This window comes from Alphaproteobacteria bacterium (assembly GCA_019635875.1).
In the GTDB taxonomy this organism is placed as follows: Bacteria; Pseudomonadota; Alphaproteobacteria; order Reyranellales; family Reyranellaceae; genus JAFAZJ01.
Map to the genome: position 1 here is coordinate 403,331 of JAHBYP010000005.1, position 16,191 is coordinate 419,521.

Consider the following 16,191-nt stretch of genomic DNA (forward strand, 5'->3'; position numbering starts at 1 on the left):
GACATGCTCACCGAGCTGGCGATATCCATACTCATCCTGATCGGCGCGGCGTTCGCGCTCCTCGGCTCGATCGGGCTGGCGCGTCTGCCGGATTTCTTCACCCGCCTGCACGGCCCGACCAAGGCCACGACGCTTGGCGTTGGGGCGATCGTGATCGCCTCGCTGGTCCACTCCAGCGCCACGAGCGGCGGCGTGAGCCTGAGGGAACTCGCGATCTCGCTGTTTCTCTTCATCACGGCGCCGGTCAGCGCGCATCTGCTCGGAAAGGCCATGCTCCGCACGAGCAGCCGACGCGGCGACGAGGGGGCCGAAAGCTGACACACGTCCCTTGGCGGAGAGCACGACACGGGCAAGTTTGCCGGCCTGCCCCGCCAGAGCAGCGAGCGAAGATTCGAAGTCACCTGTCATCCCGAGCGCAGCGCGGGATCTAGGGCTGAGCCTGGATCCCTCGCTGCGCTCGGGATGACAGGGTGGTGCCGGATTCGGGCTCGTCGCTCTAGCCACGCGCAAGAACGCGCAGGCCGTAAAGGCCGACGATGAGGCATGGCAGGCCGCCAATCACGAAGCCGATGCGGTAGCTGTCGGCCAGCGCCAGCGCGGCGCTGAACAGCAGCGGCAGCAGCAGCGATCCCGCATCGCCGAAGGACAGCACGACGCCGGTGGTGGCGCCGATGCGCCCGGGCGGCGACAGGCGCGCGACCTCGGCCAGCAGCACGCCGTGCCAGCTCACCGCGGTGGCGCTGAACAGGCTCGCCGACAGCACCAGCAGCCAGATCGGCCAGTCGCCCTGCAGCGCGGCGGTCAGAGCGGCGGCGGCCGACATGGCGATGCCGAGCAGGGCGAGCAGCCGGTCGGGCCGCATCAGGCGCGAACCGACCCAGCCCCAGCCGATGCGCGCCGGCACCGCGACGGCGACGGCGACCGAGAACACCAGCCCGGCGCGCGCCAGCTCGTTGCCCAGGCCCTGCACCAGGTAGAGCACGAAGAAGCCGGTGAACAGCGCCTGCAGGCCGACGAAGCTGAACATGGTGAAGCACAGCAGGCGCAACGCCGGCTCGCGCAGCACCGAGACGATGTTGCCGCGGATCGCCGCCGGCGTCAGCGGCTGCGTCGGGTTGCGGTCGGTGTCGAAGCGCGCGCGCAGCGGCTGCAGCGCCACCGCCGTGCCGGCGCAGATCGCGGCGCAGACCAGGATCGCCGCCTGCCAGCCATAGGCCTCGACCAGCGCCGGCGCGAGGATGCCGGCCAGCATCAGCCCGGCCGGCACGCCGGTCTGCTTGAGCGAGAAGATCAGCGGCGCCAGGTGCGGCGGCGAGAAGCGGCCCAGCAGATGCGAGCTCGACGGCGTCGATACCGCCTGGCCCAGGCCGCTGGCGAAGCCGCCGGGCACGAAGCTGCCGACCCAGCCGATGGCGCTGAGCGCCAGCCCGCCGCCCAGCGACAGCATGCCGACCTGCGTCATGCGCAGCGCGCCGAAGCGCAGGATGAAGCCGCCGCAGACCAGGGTGGAGAGGAAGCCGGCGGCCGAGGAGATGCTGAGGAAGACGCCGACCAGCGCCGGGCTGATCGCCAGATCGGCGACGATCGCCGGCGCGATCAGCGGGACCACCGCGCGCCCCAGGGTGGCGCAGGTCTGCTGCAGCAGCATCGCCACCAGGGCGATCTTGAGCGGGGAAATCGGTCGGGCCTCCGTCACGCTCGTAGCATATGGCCAACTTGACCTCATCTCCCCTTCCCCCGGAGGGGGAAGGTGCCCGAAGGGCGGAAGGGGGATGTCGAAGACGCACTCCAGCGTCCGTCTTCGGCATCCCCCTTCCGGCGCTGCGCGCCACCTTCCCCCTCCGGGGGAAGGCAACTCATGCCTTGAACCGGGCGATCGCCTTCTCGTCGAACGTCAGGCCCAGTCCCGGCTTGTGCGGCAGCACCAGCATGCCGTCCTCGATCGCCGGCGTCTCCTCGTAGAGCGCCAGCATCCACGGCATGTACTCGACGGTGAGCCCGTTGGGGCACGCCGCCACCATGTGCAGCAGGATCTCGGGCATCACGTGACTGACCACCGGCAGGTTGAAGGCCTCGGCCATGCCGGCGACCTTCATCCATTGCGTCACGCCGCCGACGCGCGCCAGGTCGATCATCACGATGTCGACCGAGCGCGCCTCGATCATGTGGCGGAAGGGCACGATGCCCCAGACATACTCGCCGCCGGCGACCGGCGTCTTCAGCGCCGCCGTGACGCGCGCGAGGCCGGCGTAGTCGTCGTGCGCCGTGACGTCCTCGAGCCAGAACAGCCCGACATCCTCGATGCGGCTGCCGAAGTCGATCGCCTGCTCCGGCCGCCAGCGCTGGTTGATGTCGCACATCAGGGTGATGTCCGGCCCGATCGCCTCGCGCACCACGCGCACGCGGCGCGCTTCCTCCGCCGGCGTCGGATTGCCGGGCAGCGCCATCTGGGTCTTCATCGCCTTGAAGCCCTTGCGTACCAGGATCCCCGCCGCCTGCCTGGCCTGCGCGTCAGTCAGGCCACGGCGCAGCGAGCCCGAGGCGTAGGTCGCAACCCGATCGCGATGGCCGCCCAGCAGCTTCCACAGCGGCTGGTCGAGCGCCTTGCCCCTGATGTCCCACAGCGCGGTGTCGATCGCCGACAGCGCGAGCGTGAAGATGCCGCCCGGCCCGCAGGCATCGCCGGTGCCGGCGCGCAGCTTGGCGACGATGTGCTCGATGCGCATCGGATCCTCGCCGACGATCGCGGCGCCGAGATCCTCGACCGCGGCATGCAGCGAACGCGTCAGGCGCCCGCCATAGAGCGTCACGCCGATACCCTCGATGCCGCTGTCGGTGCGCAGGCGCAGGATGACGATGGGCCGCAGCCGGCCCGCCTCCTCCGGCATGTCGGCCAGCGGATCGTCCTCGGGCACACGCAGGATCGTGGCCTCGTAGCTGGCGATCTTCATTGACGTATTCTCCTGGGCATCAGTCCTACCTTCCCCCGGAGCGGGAAGGTGGCAGCGCGAAGCGCTGACGGATGGGGGATGTCGAAGACGAACGCAGGAGTCCGTCTTCGACATCCCCCATCCGCCCTTCGGGCACCTTCCCCCTCCGGGGGAAGGTAGTCTTGTCCTTTCACAACCGCCGGCGCTGGGCGTCGCGGGGATTGTCCATCGATTCGCGGATTCCGGCGATCCACGCGTCGTGGCCCTGCGCGTAGTTGCGGTTGTTCTGCTGCGGATCGCGGTTGACCAGCGGGCGCGCGTACATCGGATGCGTCATGCTGCGCACCTCGTGCTCGATCTTGAACAGCTCCTTGCCGCTCTCGGGATCGACGATGCTGGCGAAGCGATACTGGTACTTGTTGCTCTCCTCGGTCACGAGGCCGAGCTTCGACAGCGCCTTGTGCGGGCCGGAGAAGCTCGCGACGTAGACCTGGATGTGATGGTTGTCGTAGGGCTTGATCGGCGCGTCGGTCTCGCGGAACACCAGCTCCTGCGCCTCGCCGACGGACACGTGCGCCGCCTTGGCCGCCTTGGTCTCCTCGACCCGCGCCTGCGTGCCCATCACCTTGCGGTAGAACGCGGCGATGCCCTTGGCGGCGCCCATCGGCACGTCGAAGGCGACATAGGGCATGGCCAGAGTCGTGCGGCCGAAATCCGCCGACGGCTCGTGGCAGCGCATGACGTTGCCCCAGGGACACGTCGTCTCGACATAGTCCTCATACTCGGTGAAAGCGAAGCGGGTGTTGCGCAGCAGCTCCTTCACGCGGCCCAGACGCGTCAGCAGCGCCGCGCGGTCGGGGATCACCAGGCCGACCTGGCCGCGCAGCACCTGCGGCGAGCCGGTCGGCAGATGGAACTGGCTGCGCGGCCCGACATTGATCCACATGCTGTCGATGCTGGTCATCATGTAGGGATCGCGCGTCAGGCCGAGCCCACTGACGTAGTACAGCGTCGCCAGCCCCTGGTCGGGCACGGTGACGTTGACATGCTCCAGCCCGACAACGTTGCCGAGATCCTCGGCGCTGCGATCGAAGGTCTTGCTCATCGCCAACCTCAATTCTTGAGAAGCGCCGCCATGACGCGCTCGCGCGTCAGAGGCATGTCGTGGATACGAACGCCCAACGCATGGGCGACGGCGTTGCCGATCGCTGCCGCCGTCGGGCCGACGGTGCATTCGCCGACGCCGAGCGGCGGATTGCCGGCGGCGTCGACCAACTCGACCTCGATCTCGGGCACCTCGCTGAAGCGCAGGATCGGGTAACTGTCCCAGTCGCGCGAAGCGATGCCCTGCGCGTCGAGCCTGACCTGCTCCTTGAGGGTCCAGCTCACCGCCTGGACGATGCCGCCCTCGAGCTGGTTGCGCGCGCCGTCGGGATTGACCACGAGGCCGGCGTCGGCGACGCACCACACGCGATCGACCTTCACCGTCTCCTGCACGGTGACCGATGCGGCCACCGCGGCATAGGCGGCGCGGTTCTTGTAGCGCGCCATGGCCAGGCCCAGCCCCTTGCCCGAACCGCCGGTGCCGCGCGCATTCCAGCCGGCGCGCCCGGCGACCCGCTCGAGGATGTGGCGTGCGCGCTTCTCCGAGAGGATCGACAGGCGATAGGCCAACGGATCCTCGCCCGCCTTCGCCGCCAGCTCGTCCATCAGCATCTCGATGGCATAGACATTGGGCAGCGCGCCCAGCCCGCGCAGCGCCGAGGTGCGCACCGGCGGCCGCTGCACCAGGTGATGCACGATGCGATGCGCCGCCACATCATAGATCGGCACGGCGTTGCGCGTGCCGCCGCCGCCGCGCGCCTCCGGCGGATCGGTCGGCTTCACCTCGGGCGGCGGATCGGCCAGCGCCTCGGTCGCCAGCAGATAGCCGCTGCCGCTGCCCGGCCGCTGCACGTGCGTGGGGCTCCAGATCTCCGTCGTCCAGTCGACCGGCCTGCCCTTCTCGTTCAGGTCGACATGCAGGGTCACCAGCATCGCTGGCCCGACCGGCTCGAAGGCGAACTCCTCCTCGCGCCGCCATTGCAGGCGGATCCAGCGATCGGGAATGCGCAGCGCGACCAGCGAGGCATCGAGCGCCGCGTCGTCGGCGCCGTTGTGGCCGTAGCAGCCGGCACCGTGCAGATGCTGCGCCGTGATCGCCTCGATCGGCAGCTTCAGCGCCGCCGCCAGGTTCTTGCGCAGCGGATGCATGCCCTGCCCGTGCGAGCGCACGGTAAGATGGCCGTCATGGAACCGCACCAACGCGCAGGAGGGCGCCATCGAGGCGTGCGCCACATAGGGCCGCGAGACGGTGATCCGCGCCATATTCTTGGGCGGCGCGGTCGCGGCCGGCGAGCCGATATGGCGATCCTCCGCCGGCTGGTCCTTCAGCCACTGCGCTTCCTGCTGCTCGGGACCGATCGGCCGCACGTCGCGCCAGGTCGCGTAGCGCTCGGCCGCCACCGCCGCTGCCTGTGCCACGCTCTCGACCGGGCTGACGAAAGCGACGAAGTTGGCTTCGCGCACGATCTGCAGCTCGCCCTTCGCAGCGCGGCGGATCGCGGCCTCGTCGAGCGCAGCCAAGGTCGCGCCGCGCGAGGGCTGACGCAGGGTGCGCGCGTGCAGCACGTCCGCCGGCAGCACATCGTGCACGAAGGCGGCGCCGCTGAGCTTCGCCGGCAGGTCGATGCGCGGCACGCTCTGGCCGACGACCTTGTACGACGCGCTCGGCTTCACCGGCGCGCTGCCGGTGACGTTCTGGCTGAGATCGATCTCGCCGGCGACGCTCCAGTAGTCCTGGCCGCTCTCGGCGCCGTTGCGCAGGAAGCGCCCGCCCTCGACGCTGAGATCGTCGGGGCTGCAGTTCAGCCGCAGCGCCGCGCGCTCGATCGCCTTGGCCCGCACTTCGGCGCAGACCAGCCGCACCGAGCCGCCCGACACCTCGATCGACAGCGACGAGGTCGTGTAGAGCTCGTCGGGTCCGGCATCGGTGTCGCCCGACAGCACGACGACGCGCTCTAGCGGCAGGTCGAGCTCGTCGGCGGCGATCTGGCCGATGGCGGTGACGACGCCCTGGCCGATCTCGACCTTGCCGGTGGCGATGCGCACGGTGCGATCAGGCAGGAAGGCGATCCAGCGATCGAGCCGGGGATTTTCGACCAGGCTGGCCGGCAGGGTGGGCGCGTTCATGCGGCACCGCGCAAGGCAGAGGCGGCGCGCTCGACCGCGCGCAGGATGCGCTGGTGTGTGCCGCAGCGGCACAAATGCCTGTCGAGCGCCGTGACGATGTCGGCGCGCGACGGGTTGGGATTGCGATCGAGCAGCGCCTTGGTCGACATCACGATGCCGGAGAGGCAGTAGCCGCACTGGCCCGCCTGCTCGTCGAGGAAGGCCTGCTGGATCGGGTGCGGCCTGTCCGCCGTGCCCAGCCCTTCGACGGTCATCACCGAGCGCTTGGCCAGCGTGCCGATCTCGCGCGTGCAGGCATGCGCCGGCGCGCCGTCGACCAGCACCACGCAACTGCCGCACTGCTCCAGCCCGCAGCCGTAGCGCGTGCCCATCAGGCCCAGCCGATTGCGCAGAACGTCGAGCAGGCTCGCGGTCGGCGGCGCATCGACCGTGCGGGCCACGCCGTTGACGGTGAAGGCGATGTCCATGCTCTACCTCCCCAGCGCACGCCATCTCTCCCTCTCCCCGTTTACGGGGAGAGGGTCGGGGTGAGGGGCTGTATCAGGTGGCGTACCGCGGCTGTGCGCTACCTGAAGCGCCCCCTCACCCCAACCCTCTCCCCGCACGCGGGGAGAGGGAGCTGAAGGCATCACGACGGCCGCCTGGCGCGCTGGCGGCGGCGTTCTTCGCCGCGCGCCAGCAACGCCTCGCGCTCCGCCGGATCGATGCGGTTGTAGCGCGCGCGCCAGCCGGGATCGTCCTTCCAGGCGAAGGGCGTGCGAACGGTCGTGCGCGGCGCGTTCGCGGACTCCAGCAGGCGCAGCCCCTGCTCGGCGATGGCTCGCTGCATGTCGGGCCGCCAGGGATGGCCGGCGGGATTGCCCAGCGGGAAATCGCTGAACAGGAAACGCGGCACGCCGCAATGCTCGACGATGTCGAGCGCCGAGCCGAGGATCACGGTCGGCACGCCGTGGGCTTCGAGATGACGGGCGACCAGACTCACGGTCTGGTGACAGACGGGTCAAAGCGCGCACAACAGCGCGGCATCGGCGCCGTCCTCGCGTATTCGCGCCAGCACGTCGGGCGCGTCACGCTCCATCGTCTTCTTCTGGCTGTACTCGGTCGGCACGCCCACGAAGCGCGGCGCGATGCCGCCGATCACGCCGTCGGCCGCCAGCGCCGTCACGGCCTCGATCGGCAGGTAGCTCTCGCGATCGTCGGTGTGCGTCGAGTCCCTGTCCCAGGCGACATTGGTCGTGAGGCCCTGCGGCGGCGGCGACACCGGCGCCGACCAGGCATGCCGCACGCCATGCGCGTCGCGATTGCCGTCATCGGGCGGGCCGGCCGTGGTGATCAGCGCGATGCGCGCCTGCGACAACGGCTTGCTCAACCGGGCGAACGGCACGTCGTCGAAATGCGCCCAGACATAGTCGTTGGCGTAGCCCAGCGCGCGGTAGTAGTGCCGCGTGCGCTCCATGTAGCCGGTCGGTGAACTATCCATCATCACGCCTCCGCGTAGGGCTGGCCCCACTTCTCCGCATACACGAACTCCGACAGCCTGCCGCGACCCACCGGCCCGAACTTGCCCATGGGATAGCCGATCGGCAGGATCGCATACGAATGCACGCCCGGCGGCAGGCCGAGCGCCGCGTCGGCCTCCTTCTCGAACAGGATGTGGCGCGTGGTCAGGGTCGAGCCCAGCCCGAGCGCGCGCGCCGCCAGCAGCATGTTCTGCACCGCCGGATAGATCGACGCACCGGCCGAGCGATTGGGATTCGCGCCGTCCTCGAGGCAGCAGACGATCCACACCGGCGCCTCGTGGTAGTGCTCGGTGAGGTACTCGACGGCGGAGTGCTGGCGCTTGAACTTCGCCGGGTCGGAGCCCGGCGGCGGCGCCGAGCTGGCGTAGCGCGGGCCGACGACCTCGTCGAAGGCCTTCTTGTACCAGACCTGCACCGCCCTCTTGATCTCGGGCTTCTTCAGCACCATGAATTTCCACTTCTGCGCATTGCCGCCGTTGGCGGCGCAGATGCCGGCTTCGAGGATCCTGCGGATGAGCTCGTCCGGGACCGGATCCGGCTTCAGCCGCCGCATCGCCCGCGTCGTGTGCATGATGTCGAAGACGTCGGTGCTGTCAGCCATGGTGTTCGCTCCTCCTCGTCATCCCGAGCGTTGCATCTTCCCTTCTCCCCGCGAAGGCGGGGAGAAGGTGCCGAGCGTCAGCGAGGCGGATGAGGGGCTTCTCGCGCAACGACAAGCATCGGTGCTGTCGAGCCTCCGCGAAGCCCCTCATCCGCCCTTCGGGCACCTTCTCCCCGCCTTCGCGGGGAGAAGGACATGCCTGCCAATGATCCTGCGCCGCGCCTGGAATGACACTCCCTAGTTGCGCACGTGCGGAATGACATCCTTGCACAGCAGCTCGAGCGAGCGCATCACCCGGGCGTGCGGGATCTGCGCGCCGCAGTTCATCTCGGCGAGGATGCCGTCCAGCCCGAGTTCGGCCTGCAGCGCCTTGAGCCGTGCGACGACCTGATCGGGCGTGCCGACGATGATCTTCTCGCTGAGCGCCTCGTCGTAGCTGACGCTGCCCAGCTGCGCCGCCCGGCCGGCGCGATCCTCGAGCGCGCGCGTGCCCTCGGCATTGGCGCTGGCCGCCAGGATCGCGGCCATGTCCTGGTAGAACTGCATGATGCTGGCGCGCGGCTCCTCGTAGGCGCGCGACTCGCTCTCCGCGACATAGACCGGCACGCGCAGGTAGATCTCGCCCCGGCCGGGATGGCCGGCCTTCTGCCAGGCGGCGTGGTACTGCGCGATCAGCGGCGCCAGCTCCGACAGCACGCCGAGACGGACCGCGACGAAGATGGGGAAGCCCAGCGTGCCGATGCGCGCGTAGCTGTCGGGACTGGTGGCGGCGATGCGGATCGGCGGGTGCGGCTTCTGCCACGGCTTGGGCACGAGATGCACGTCGCTGAAGCTGTGGTACCTGCCCTGGAAGGAGAAGCTGGGCTGCGTCCAGGCGCGGCGGATGATCTCCAGCACCTCGGCGAAGCGCTCCTGGCTCTCGCCGTAGGGCACGCCATAGGCCTGGTAGGTGCGCGGGAAGCCGGAGCGGCCGACGCCGAAGATCAGCCTGCCGCGGCTGATGTGGTCGACCGTGGCCGCCTCTTCGGCCACGCGCAGCGGATGGCAGAGCGGCAGCACCTGCACGGCGATGCCGATCTTCATGCGCGTAGTGCGCGCGGCGATGGCGCTGGCGATCGCCAGCGGCGCGGAGGCCACCGAGCGCGTCGGCGCGACATGCAGCTCGGCCAGCCACATGCAGTCCAGCCCCCAGCTTTCCGCCGCGTCGACCTGCTCGAACGACTCGGCGAAGGCCCGCTCCTCGCTGTAGCCGCGCGGGCATTGGAACTCGTGGAACATGCCGATTTCCATGGCCGCTCCTCCCTCGACGCATGCTAGAGCACATTTCCAACGGATAGAAACATCCTGTCATTCCGAGCGAAGCGGGGAATCCAGAACGTTCCCTGGATTCCTCGCTTCGCTCGGAATGACAGGAGACGGGATACGGGAGGGATGGCCATGACCAGTTTCGTGCTGATCCACGGCGCATATCAGGGTGGCTGGATCTGGAAGCTGGTCGCCGAGCGGTTGCGCGCCGCCGGCCACACGGTCCACGCCCCCTCGCTCGACGGCTGCGCCGAACGCGCGCCGCAGCTGCGGCCGGGCATCGACACCGAATCGCACGGCGAGGAGATCGCCCGGCTGATGTACTACGAGGACCTCAGGGACGTGGTGCTGGTCGGCACCTCGAGCGGCGGCATGGTGCTGGCCGCCGCCGCCGAGCGCGCGCGCGATCGCATCGCCCGGCTGGTCTATGTCGACGCGCTGGCGCTGCTCGACGGCGAGAAGCTGCGCGACATCGTCAGCCGCCCCGCCACCATCAACAACGAGCATTCGCTGGGCCCCTCGCGCGAGGATGCGCTGGGCCGCATGTTCGCCGGCATGGACCGGTCGCTCGCCGAATGGGCGGCCGATCGCATCACCCCGCATCCGATCAAGGTCTTCACCCAGCCGGTGACGCTGCCGTCCTTCTGGCAGCAGGACTGGAATGCCAGCGTGGTCTACTGCCCGCAGGCACAGAACCCTGGCGAGCCGCACCAGCGCCGCTGCGCCGATCGGCTCAAGGCAAGCTGGCACGTCATCGACACCGGCCACTACCCGATGCTCAGCACGCCCGACGAGCTGACCAAGTTGATCTTGTCGGGTTGATCGCAGTATCTCCCTCTCCCCGCGTGCGGGGAGAGGGTCGGGAGGGGCCGGGAATCATCGGACCGCGGCCGCGGTTTGTCGCACGAACCCCTCACCCTCCCATCGCGCTGCGCGCGACGGGCCCCTCCCTCTCCCCGCCCGCGGGGCGAGGGAAGCTAACCGAAGTACGCGCGTTCCAGGCGATTGTGCAGGTCGGGCTCCTTGGTGTCGGCCTCGAGCACGATCGAGCCGCGGGCGAGCGCGTAGACGCGGTCGGCGAGCTTCAGGGCCTTGTCGATCAGCTGCTCGACCAGCAGCACCGCGGTGCCCGCCTCGCGCAGCTGGCCGGCGGTGGTCAGCACCCGGTCGACCAGCACCGGCGACAGGCCGGCCGACGGCTCGTCGAGCATCAGCAGACGCGGCCGGCGCACGAGGCCCTGCGCCACCGCCAGCATCTGCTGCTGGCCGCCGGACAGCGTCACGGCGCGGTCGTGGCGCTTCTCGGCGATCTCCGGAAAGTACGACAGCGCCTCCTCGACCCGCTGGGCGCGGTCGGCCGCGGCCATGCCGTAGCCGGCCAGCATCAGGTTGTCGGCGACGCTGAGCTGGGTGAAGACGCGGTGGCCCTCGACGACATGCACCAGCCCGGCGTTGACGGCGTCGCGCGGGCCGGCGCCGCTCATGTCCTGGCCGCCGAAGCGGATGCTGCCGGTGCGCGGCAGCAGGCCGGAGATCGCCTTCAGCAAGGTGCTCTTGCCGGCGCCGTTGGGGCCCAGCAGCGCCACGATCTCGCCGGCGCCGACCGAAAGGTCGATGCCGCTCAGCACGCCGATCTTGCCGTAGCCGGCCGACAGCCCCTTGATCTCGAGAAGCGGCTCAGCCGCCGAGATAGGCATTCACCACCTCCCGGTGCGAGCGGATCTCGTCGGGCGTGCCGGCGGCCAGCATCCTGCCGAGGTTGAGCACGGTCACCCGGTCGCTGACCTCGAAGACCATGTCGGCGTGGTGCTCGACCAGCATCACGCCCACGCCCTCGCGGCTGATCGCCTTGATCAGCGCGCTCAGGCGACGGATCTCCTCCGCCGACAGGCCGGCGGCCGGCTCGTCGAGCATCAGGAAGGCGGGCCGCAGCATCAGGGCGCGGGCGATCTCCATGAAGCGCAGCTCGCTGTGCTGCAGGCGGTCGGCGCGCACCGCCGCCAGCGACTCCAGGCCGACGGTCTGCAGCGCCAGCATCGCCGCGGTGCGCAGCTTCCGCTCGTCCCTGAGGTGGCGCGGCAGCAGCAGCATCGACTCGGCGAAGCCGGCCTGGCCGTCGATCGTGCCGCCGATCATCACGTTCTGCAGCACCGAGGCGCCGCCGATCAGGCGCGGCGTCTGGAAGGTGCGCGCGATGCGGTAACTCGCCCGCGTGTGCGGCGCGCCGAACGGCAGCGGCGCGCCGTTGAGCGTCGCCGTGCCCGAGCGCGGCGCGTAGTAGCCGGAGATCACGTTGAGCGTCGTGGTCTTGCCGCTGCCGTTGGGGCCGATCAGCCCGTGCACCTCGCCCGAGCGGATCTCCAGATCGAGCCCGTCGATCGCCCGCACGCCGCCGAAATGCAGCGAGATGTCGCGCAGCTCGATGGCGCCGGGCCTGGCGTCCTGGGCGCGATCGAGCACGCGCGCCAGCAGCTCGGGCCGGGCGAGGATCTCGCGGTGCTGCTGCAGCGGGCGGCGGTTCTTGTAGTCGAGCAGGTCGGCGATGCCGCCGGGGATCGCCAGCACGATCACCAGCAGGAGCGCGGCGTAGAGGAAGGTCGACCATGCGACCAGCGGTGCGGCGAACTCCGGCAGCGCAGTGAGGATGATGGTGCCCAGCAGCGGCCCCATGATCGAGCCGCGCCCGCCGATCAGGATGGCGATGAAGAACAGCACCGAGAGATCGAAGGTGAAGGCGTCGGGCGTGATGTAGCTCTGCAGCGAGGAGAACAGCCCGCCGGCGACGCCGGCCAGCGCGCCGGCGAAGACGAACACCGTCATCAGCAGGCGCGGCTTGGCGATGCCCGAGGCCTCGGCCGCGACCTCGGCGTCGCGGATCGCCACCAGCGCGCGGCCGAAGCGGCTTGAGGCGACGTTGGCCGTCATCCACGTCGCCAGCGCCGCCAGCAGCAGGCACAGATAGTAGAAGCCCCACTCGGGGTTGAAGGGCCACGGGAACTCCGGCCCCGGCGTGCCGACGCCGCCGCCGGTGACGTCCGTCCACGCCAGCGCGACCTGGGTGATGATGGTGGAGAAGCCCAGAGTGGTCATCGCGAAGTAGAAGGTGCGCAGGCGCAGCGCCGGCAGGCCGACGATGACGCCGAATACCGCGCCCATGACGGCGCTGGCGGCCAGTGCCAGGAACGGGTCCCACGCCGTCGTCACCCGCCCGGCGGTGAGCACCGCCGTGGTGTAGGCGCCCACGGTCAGCAGCGCCACCCAGCCGATGGCGATCTGGCCGGCATAGCCGACCACGAGGTTCAGCCCGGCGCACAGGATCCAGTAGATGCAGGCGCGCTGGACGATGACGCCGATGTAGGAATCGTCGAGCAGCGGCAGGCCGACGCCGGCGATCGCCAGCGCGACCCACGGCGCGGCGCTCTCGAGACGCGCGAGGCGACCGGCCGCACTCGCGCCCGCGACGGACGGTGAGGCGGTCGCTTCCGTCATACCCGCCTGGCCGTGGCCGCGCCGGCCAGCCCCTCTGGCCGCAGCAGCAGGACGAGGATGAAGACGACGAAGACGGCGACCGAGGCGAAGATGCCGCCGACCAGGAAGTTGGCGGCCTGCTGGAACAGTCCCAGCGACAGCCCGCCAATCACCGCGCCGCGATTCGAGCCCATGCCGCCCAGCGCCACAGGGATGAACCCGTAGAAGGCGAGGATCGCCTGGTTGCCGAAGAAGGCCAGCAGCATCTGCGCGCCGGTGAAGCCGGCGAGCGCGCCGATCATGCCGGCCAGCATGAAGCTGGCGATCCTCAGCCGGGTCTCGGGCAGGCCGAGCGCGCGGGCGGCGTAGCTGTCCTCGGCGATGGCGAGGAAGGCGCGGCCGATCAGCGTCCGGCGGTAGAGGAGCTCCAGGCCGACGATGGTCAGCACGCAGGCCAGGATCGGCAGCCAGAACTGCTGGTCGAGGATGCCCGGCCCGATCGGGATCAGGCGCGGAAAGGGCTGCGCGTCGGTGCCCCAGTATATGGCGACGACCTGCTGCACCATGAGCGCGAAGGCGAGCGTCGATAGCACGTAGAGATGCTGCTCGACGCTCTTGAGCACCGGTCGCACCGCCAGGAACTCGGTGACGACGCCGAGGAAAGCGCCGCAGGCGAGCACGAGCACGAGGCCCACGATCGCCGGCAGGCCGAGCTTGTTGATGAAGAGCGCGCCCAGCACGCCGCCCAGCATTCCCAGCATGCCAGCGGTGAAGCTGAACACGCGCGAGGCGGAGAACATCACGTTGTACGTGATGCCGATCAGTGCGTAGACCGCTCCTACCGCCAAACCGTAGGAGACGATCGACTGCAGCATCGTTTAGCTGCTGTAGCCGGGCGCGAGGTTGAAGGCGCCGTCCTTCAGCGAGTTCACCTCGCACATCACGACCTCCCGGTCGGGGAAGCCGTTGTGCTGCTGCGGCGTCCAGGTCACCGTGCCGTAGATGCCCGGCCAGTTGGTGAGCTTGTTCCAGTGAGCGACGATGTCGTCGGCCTTGGTGCCGGTCTGCTTGAGCGTGTCGGCGATCAGGGTCACGCCGTCCCAGCCCAGCGCCACCCACCACAGCAGCGTGTCGCCGAACTCGATCTTGGCCTTCTTCAGTCGCTCGACGAATTCAGCGGCGCGGTCCGGCAGCTTGCCGTCGACATAGCAGCAATTGCGGAAATTGTTGGAGTAGACCTTGTTCCAGTTCTCGGGCTTCTCCAGCAGCGCCTTGGTCTGGCCCGATCCCAGCGTCGTCTGGCCGACGACGGGAACGTCCCAGCCCATCGCGCCACGGGTGTTGAGGATCCGCGAGAGGAATCCGGCGTTGACGCTCCACGGCATGATCGCCTCGGCGCCGGCGCTCTGCATGCGCAGCAGCTCGGGCTTGAGGTCGGGATTGGCCGCGTCGACATGATTCTCGTACACCACATCGGCGCCCTTGCCCTTGAGCATCGGCACGTAGGTCTTGACCGAGGCGGTGCCGTAGCCCGTCGTATCGGAGATCACCGCGACTTTCTTGAGCTTCAGCACGTCGACCACGTAGTGGTGCGCACCGATGCCGACCTGGGTGTTGGTCGGGGCCTGGCGGAACGCCATCGGGTACTTCTTGACGTCGATCAGCTCGTCGACCCAGCACGGGTGCAGCATCGGCACCTTGTCGCGCGCGATCAGCGGCGTCGCCGCCAGCGCCTCGCCCGAGTTCAGCGGCCCCCAGATCAGCGCGACCCTCTCGCGCTTGGTCAGCTCGGCCACCGCGTTGACCGCCTTGGTTGGATCGCTCTGCGTGTCGCGCACGATCAGCTCGATCTTGGCGCCGTTGATGCCACCGGCGGCGTTGATCGCCTCGACCGCGAGCATTGCGCCGCGGTTGATGCCGACGCCTGTCGAGGAGCTCGGGCCGGTGAGCGCCGGCAGATAGCCGATCTTGATCGGTCCAGGCGCGGAGATCGCGGGCTTCGGCAGGCTGGACGCGAGCGACAGCGCACTGATCGCTGTGGCCCCGGACAGAATCTGGCGACGACGCATCGACATGGCGTTTCCTCCACTGCGTTTCTTTGGCGGGCACTCCCACAGATTCCGATTTCGCGCGGCGAGCCTAGTCCCCGCCCGAGCCGGTGGTCAAAGCAAGGCAGTCATGCTCCCAACGCCGGCCTGCCGTTGTCGCGACGGATGTCGTTGATGATCTGCAGCACGCGCTCGCGGTAAGGCCGGTACTGCACGCCGAACTCCTGCACCAGGCGTGAATTGTCGATCATGTAGTTGCCCGAAGCGTCGCGTCCGCCGGTCTCCTTGCCGAAGCTGATCTTCGCATCCGGCAGGTAGCCGCGCACGATATCGGCGATCTCGCCCAGGCTGATGGTGAAGCCGCCGGTGCTGTAGATGCGATGCGCGGGCTTCTCCGCCATCAGCACGCGGGCGAAGACCTCGCAGATATCGTCGACGTGGATCGGGCAGCGCATCGCGTCTTTGAACGGGAAGGCGATGGCGTTGCCGCGCGCCGGTTCGGTGATCAGGTTCACATGGTCGACCGATCCGCGCACCTTGTCCGGCCCGGTGACGTTGGCCGGACGGATGCCGGTGATCAGCATGCCGAACTTCTCGACATAGTCCTGCGCCTGCCATTCATTGACGATCTTGTGCTTGGCGTACTGGTACTCGCCATGCACGTCGTCGGCCTCGGTCACCGGCCGGTCGCCGTAATGCGTCTGCTTGCCGTTCACCGCCAGCGAGCTGGCGTACATGGTGTGCTTCACGCCGAGCAGACGCGCCGCCTCGAAGCAATTGTCCATGCCCAGGATGTTGAGCTTCATCGCCACGTGCGGCGCGTGCTCCGAGCCGAGGAAGTACGAGAGATTGACGACGCGCTCCGGCTGCGCCTTGCCCATCGCCGCCATCAGCTCGTCGAACTGCGTGACGTCGCCGCGCAGCGAGACGACGTTGTCGCCGAGATCGGTGAAGGAATGTGCCGCCGGGTTGATGTCCATGCACGTGACCCGATGACCCTGTGCCACCAGCAGGCGAACCAGGCGATGGCCGATGAAGCCGGTGCCGCCGACGATGAAGATCGACATGAGTCCCTCCCTGGCTGAACC

At 69.2% G+C, this 16,191-nt stretch carries 16 protein-coding genes; 2 read left to right on the forward strand and 14 right to left on the reverse strand.

The genetic code is table 11. The features are described from left to right. Nucleotides 1–3 precede the first annotated feature (3 nt). Complete coding sequence (locus KF889_19920) at nucleotides 4–318, forward strand: Na+/H+ antiporter subunit G (protein MBX3501715.1); 315 nt, start codon at nucleotides 4–6, stop codon at nucleotides 316–318. Between the two features lie 178 nt (nucleotides 319–496). On the opposite strand, the gene KF889_19925 is transcribed toward KF889_19920, so the two are convergent. From KF889_19925 to KF889_19965, 9 genes are all read right to left on the reverse strand, one after another. Further along, the gene (locus KF889_19925) at nucleotides 497–1,696 is read right to left on the reverse strand and encodes an MFS transporter (GenBank protein ID MBX3501716.1); all 1,200 of its coding nucleotides are present in this window, start codon (nucleotides 1,694–1,696) and stop codon (nucleotides 497–499) included. A gap of 160 nt (nucleotides 1,697–1,856) precedes the next feature. After that, a complete protein-coding gene (locus KF889_19930) occupies nucleotides 1,857–2,951 on the reverse strand; it encodes a mandelate racemase/muconate lactonizing enzyme family protein (protein MBX3501717.1) in 1,095 nt (364 codons plus the stop codon). A 169-nt stretch (nucleotides 2,952–3,120) separates the two neighbouring features. After that, on the reverse strand, nucleotides 3,121–4,035 hold the full coding sequence (locus KF889_19935; protein ID MBX3501718.1) for a hypothetical protein: 915 nt from the start codon (nucleotides 4,033–4,035) through the stop codon (nucleotides 3,121–3,123). Nucleotides 4,036–4,043: 8 nt separating this feature from the next. Continuing rightward, a complete protein-coding gene (locus KF889_19940; protein ID MBX3501719.1) occupies nucleotides 4,044–6,161 on the reverse strand; it encodes a xanthine dehydrogenase family protein molybdopterin-binding subunit in 2,118 nt (705 codons plus the stop codon). Continuing rightward, on the reverse strand, nucleotides 6,158–6,628 hold the full coding sequence (locus KF889_19945) for a (2Fe-2S)-binding protein (protein ID MBX3501720.1): 471 nt from the start codon (nucleotides 6,626–6,628) through the stop codon (nucleotides 6,158–6,160). The genes KF889_19940 and KF889_19945 overlap by 4 nt, the downstream gene beginning before the upstream one ends. A 161-nt stretch (nucleotides 6,629–6,789) precedes the next feature. Continuing rightward, the gene (locus KF889_19950) at nucleotides 6,790–7,143 is read right to left on the reverse strand and encodes a hypothetical protein (protein ID MBX3501721.1); all 354 of its coding nucleotides are present in this window, start codon (nucleotides 7,141–7,143) and stop codon (nucleotides 6,790–6,792) included. A gap of 18 nt (nucleotides 7,144–7,161) precedes the next feature. Next, nucleotides 7,162–7,641: a hypothetical protein gene (locus KF889_19955; protein MBX3501722.1), complete on the reverse strand. Its 480-nt coding sequence runs from the start codon at nucleotides 7,639–7,641 to the stop codon at nucleotides 7,162–7,164. 2 nt (nucleotides 7,642–7,643) lie between these two features. Then, entirely contained in the window at nucleotides 7,644–8,282 is a 639-nt protein-coding gene (locus tag KF889_19960) for a nitroreductase family protein (protein MBX3501723.1), read from the reverse strand. 237 nt (nucleotides 8,283–8,519) lie between these two features. Further along, entirely contained in the window at nucleotides 8,520–9,572 is a 1,053-nt protein-coding gene (locus tag KF889_19965) for an LLM class flavin-dependent oxidoreductase (protein ID MBX3501724.1), read from the reverse strand. Between the two features lie 141 nt (nucleotides 9,573–9,713). On the opposite strand from KF889_19965, the gene KF889_19970 reads away from it, so the two are divergent. After that, on the forward strand, nucleotides 9,714–10,409 hold the full coding sequence (locus KF889_19970) for an alpha/beta hydrolase (GenBank protein MBX3501725.1): 696 nt from the start codon (nucleotides 9,714–9,716) through the stop codon (nucleotides 10,407–10,409). A 155-nt stretch (nucleotides 10,410–10,564) separates the two neighbouring features. Here the strand turns inward: KF889_19970 and KF889_19975 are convergent, their stop codons facing one another. The 5 genes from KF889_19975 to KF889_19995 form a co-directional block, all read right to left on the reverse strand. After that, nucleotides 10,565–11,284, reverse strand: a complete 720-nt coding sequence (locus KF889_19975) for an ABC transporter ATP-binding protein (GenBank protein ID MBX3501726.1) — start codon at nucleotides 11,282–11,284, stop codon at nucleotides 10,565–10,567. Continuing rightward, entirely contained in the window at nucleotides 11,265–13,076 is a 1,812-nt protein-coding gene (locus KF889_19980) for a branched-chain amino acid ABC transporter ATP-binding protein/permease (protein MBX3501727.1), read from the reverse strand. Before KF889_19980 ends, KF889_19975 begins: the two co-directional genes overlap by 20 nt. Continuing rightward, the gene (locus KF889_19985; protein ID MBX3501728.1) at nucleotides 13,073–13,930 is read right to left on the reverse strand and encodes a branched-chain amino acid ABC transporter permease; all 858 of its coding nucleotides are present in this window, start codon (nucleotides 13,928–13,930) and stop codon (nucleotides 13,073–13,075) included. Before KF889_19985 ends, KF889_19980 begins: the two co-directional genes overlap by 4 nt. A gap of 3 nt (nucleotides 13,931–13,933) precedes the next feature. Beyond that, a complete protein-coding gene (locus KF889_19990; GenBank protein MBX3501729.1) occupies nucleotides 13,934–15,079 on the reverse strand; it encodes an ABC transporter substrate-binding protein in 1,146 nt (381 codons plus the stop codon). A 152-nt stretch (nucleotides 15,080–15,231) separates the two neighbouring features. After that, nucleotides 15,232–16,170 carry an NAD(P)-dependent oxidoreductase gene (locus KF889_19995; GenBank protein MBX3501730.1) on the reverse strand — a complete coding sequence of 313 codons (939 nt, stop codon included), beginning with the start codon at nucleotides 16,168–16,170 and terminating at the stop codon, nucleotides 15,232–15,234. Between the last annotated feature and the right edge of the window lie 21 nt (nucleotides 16,171–16,191).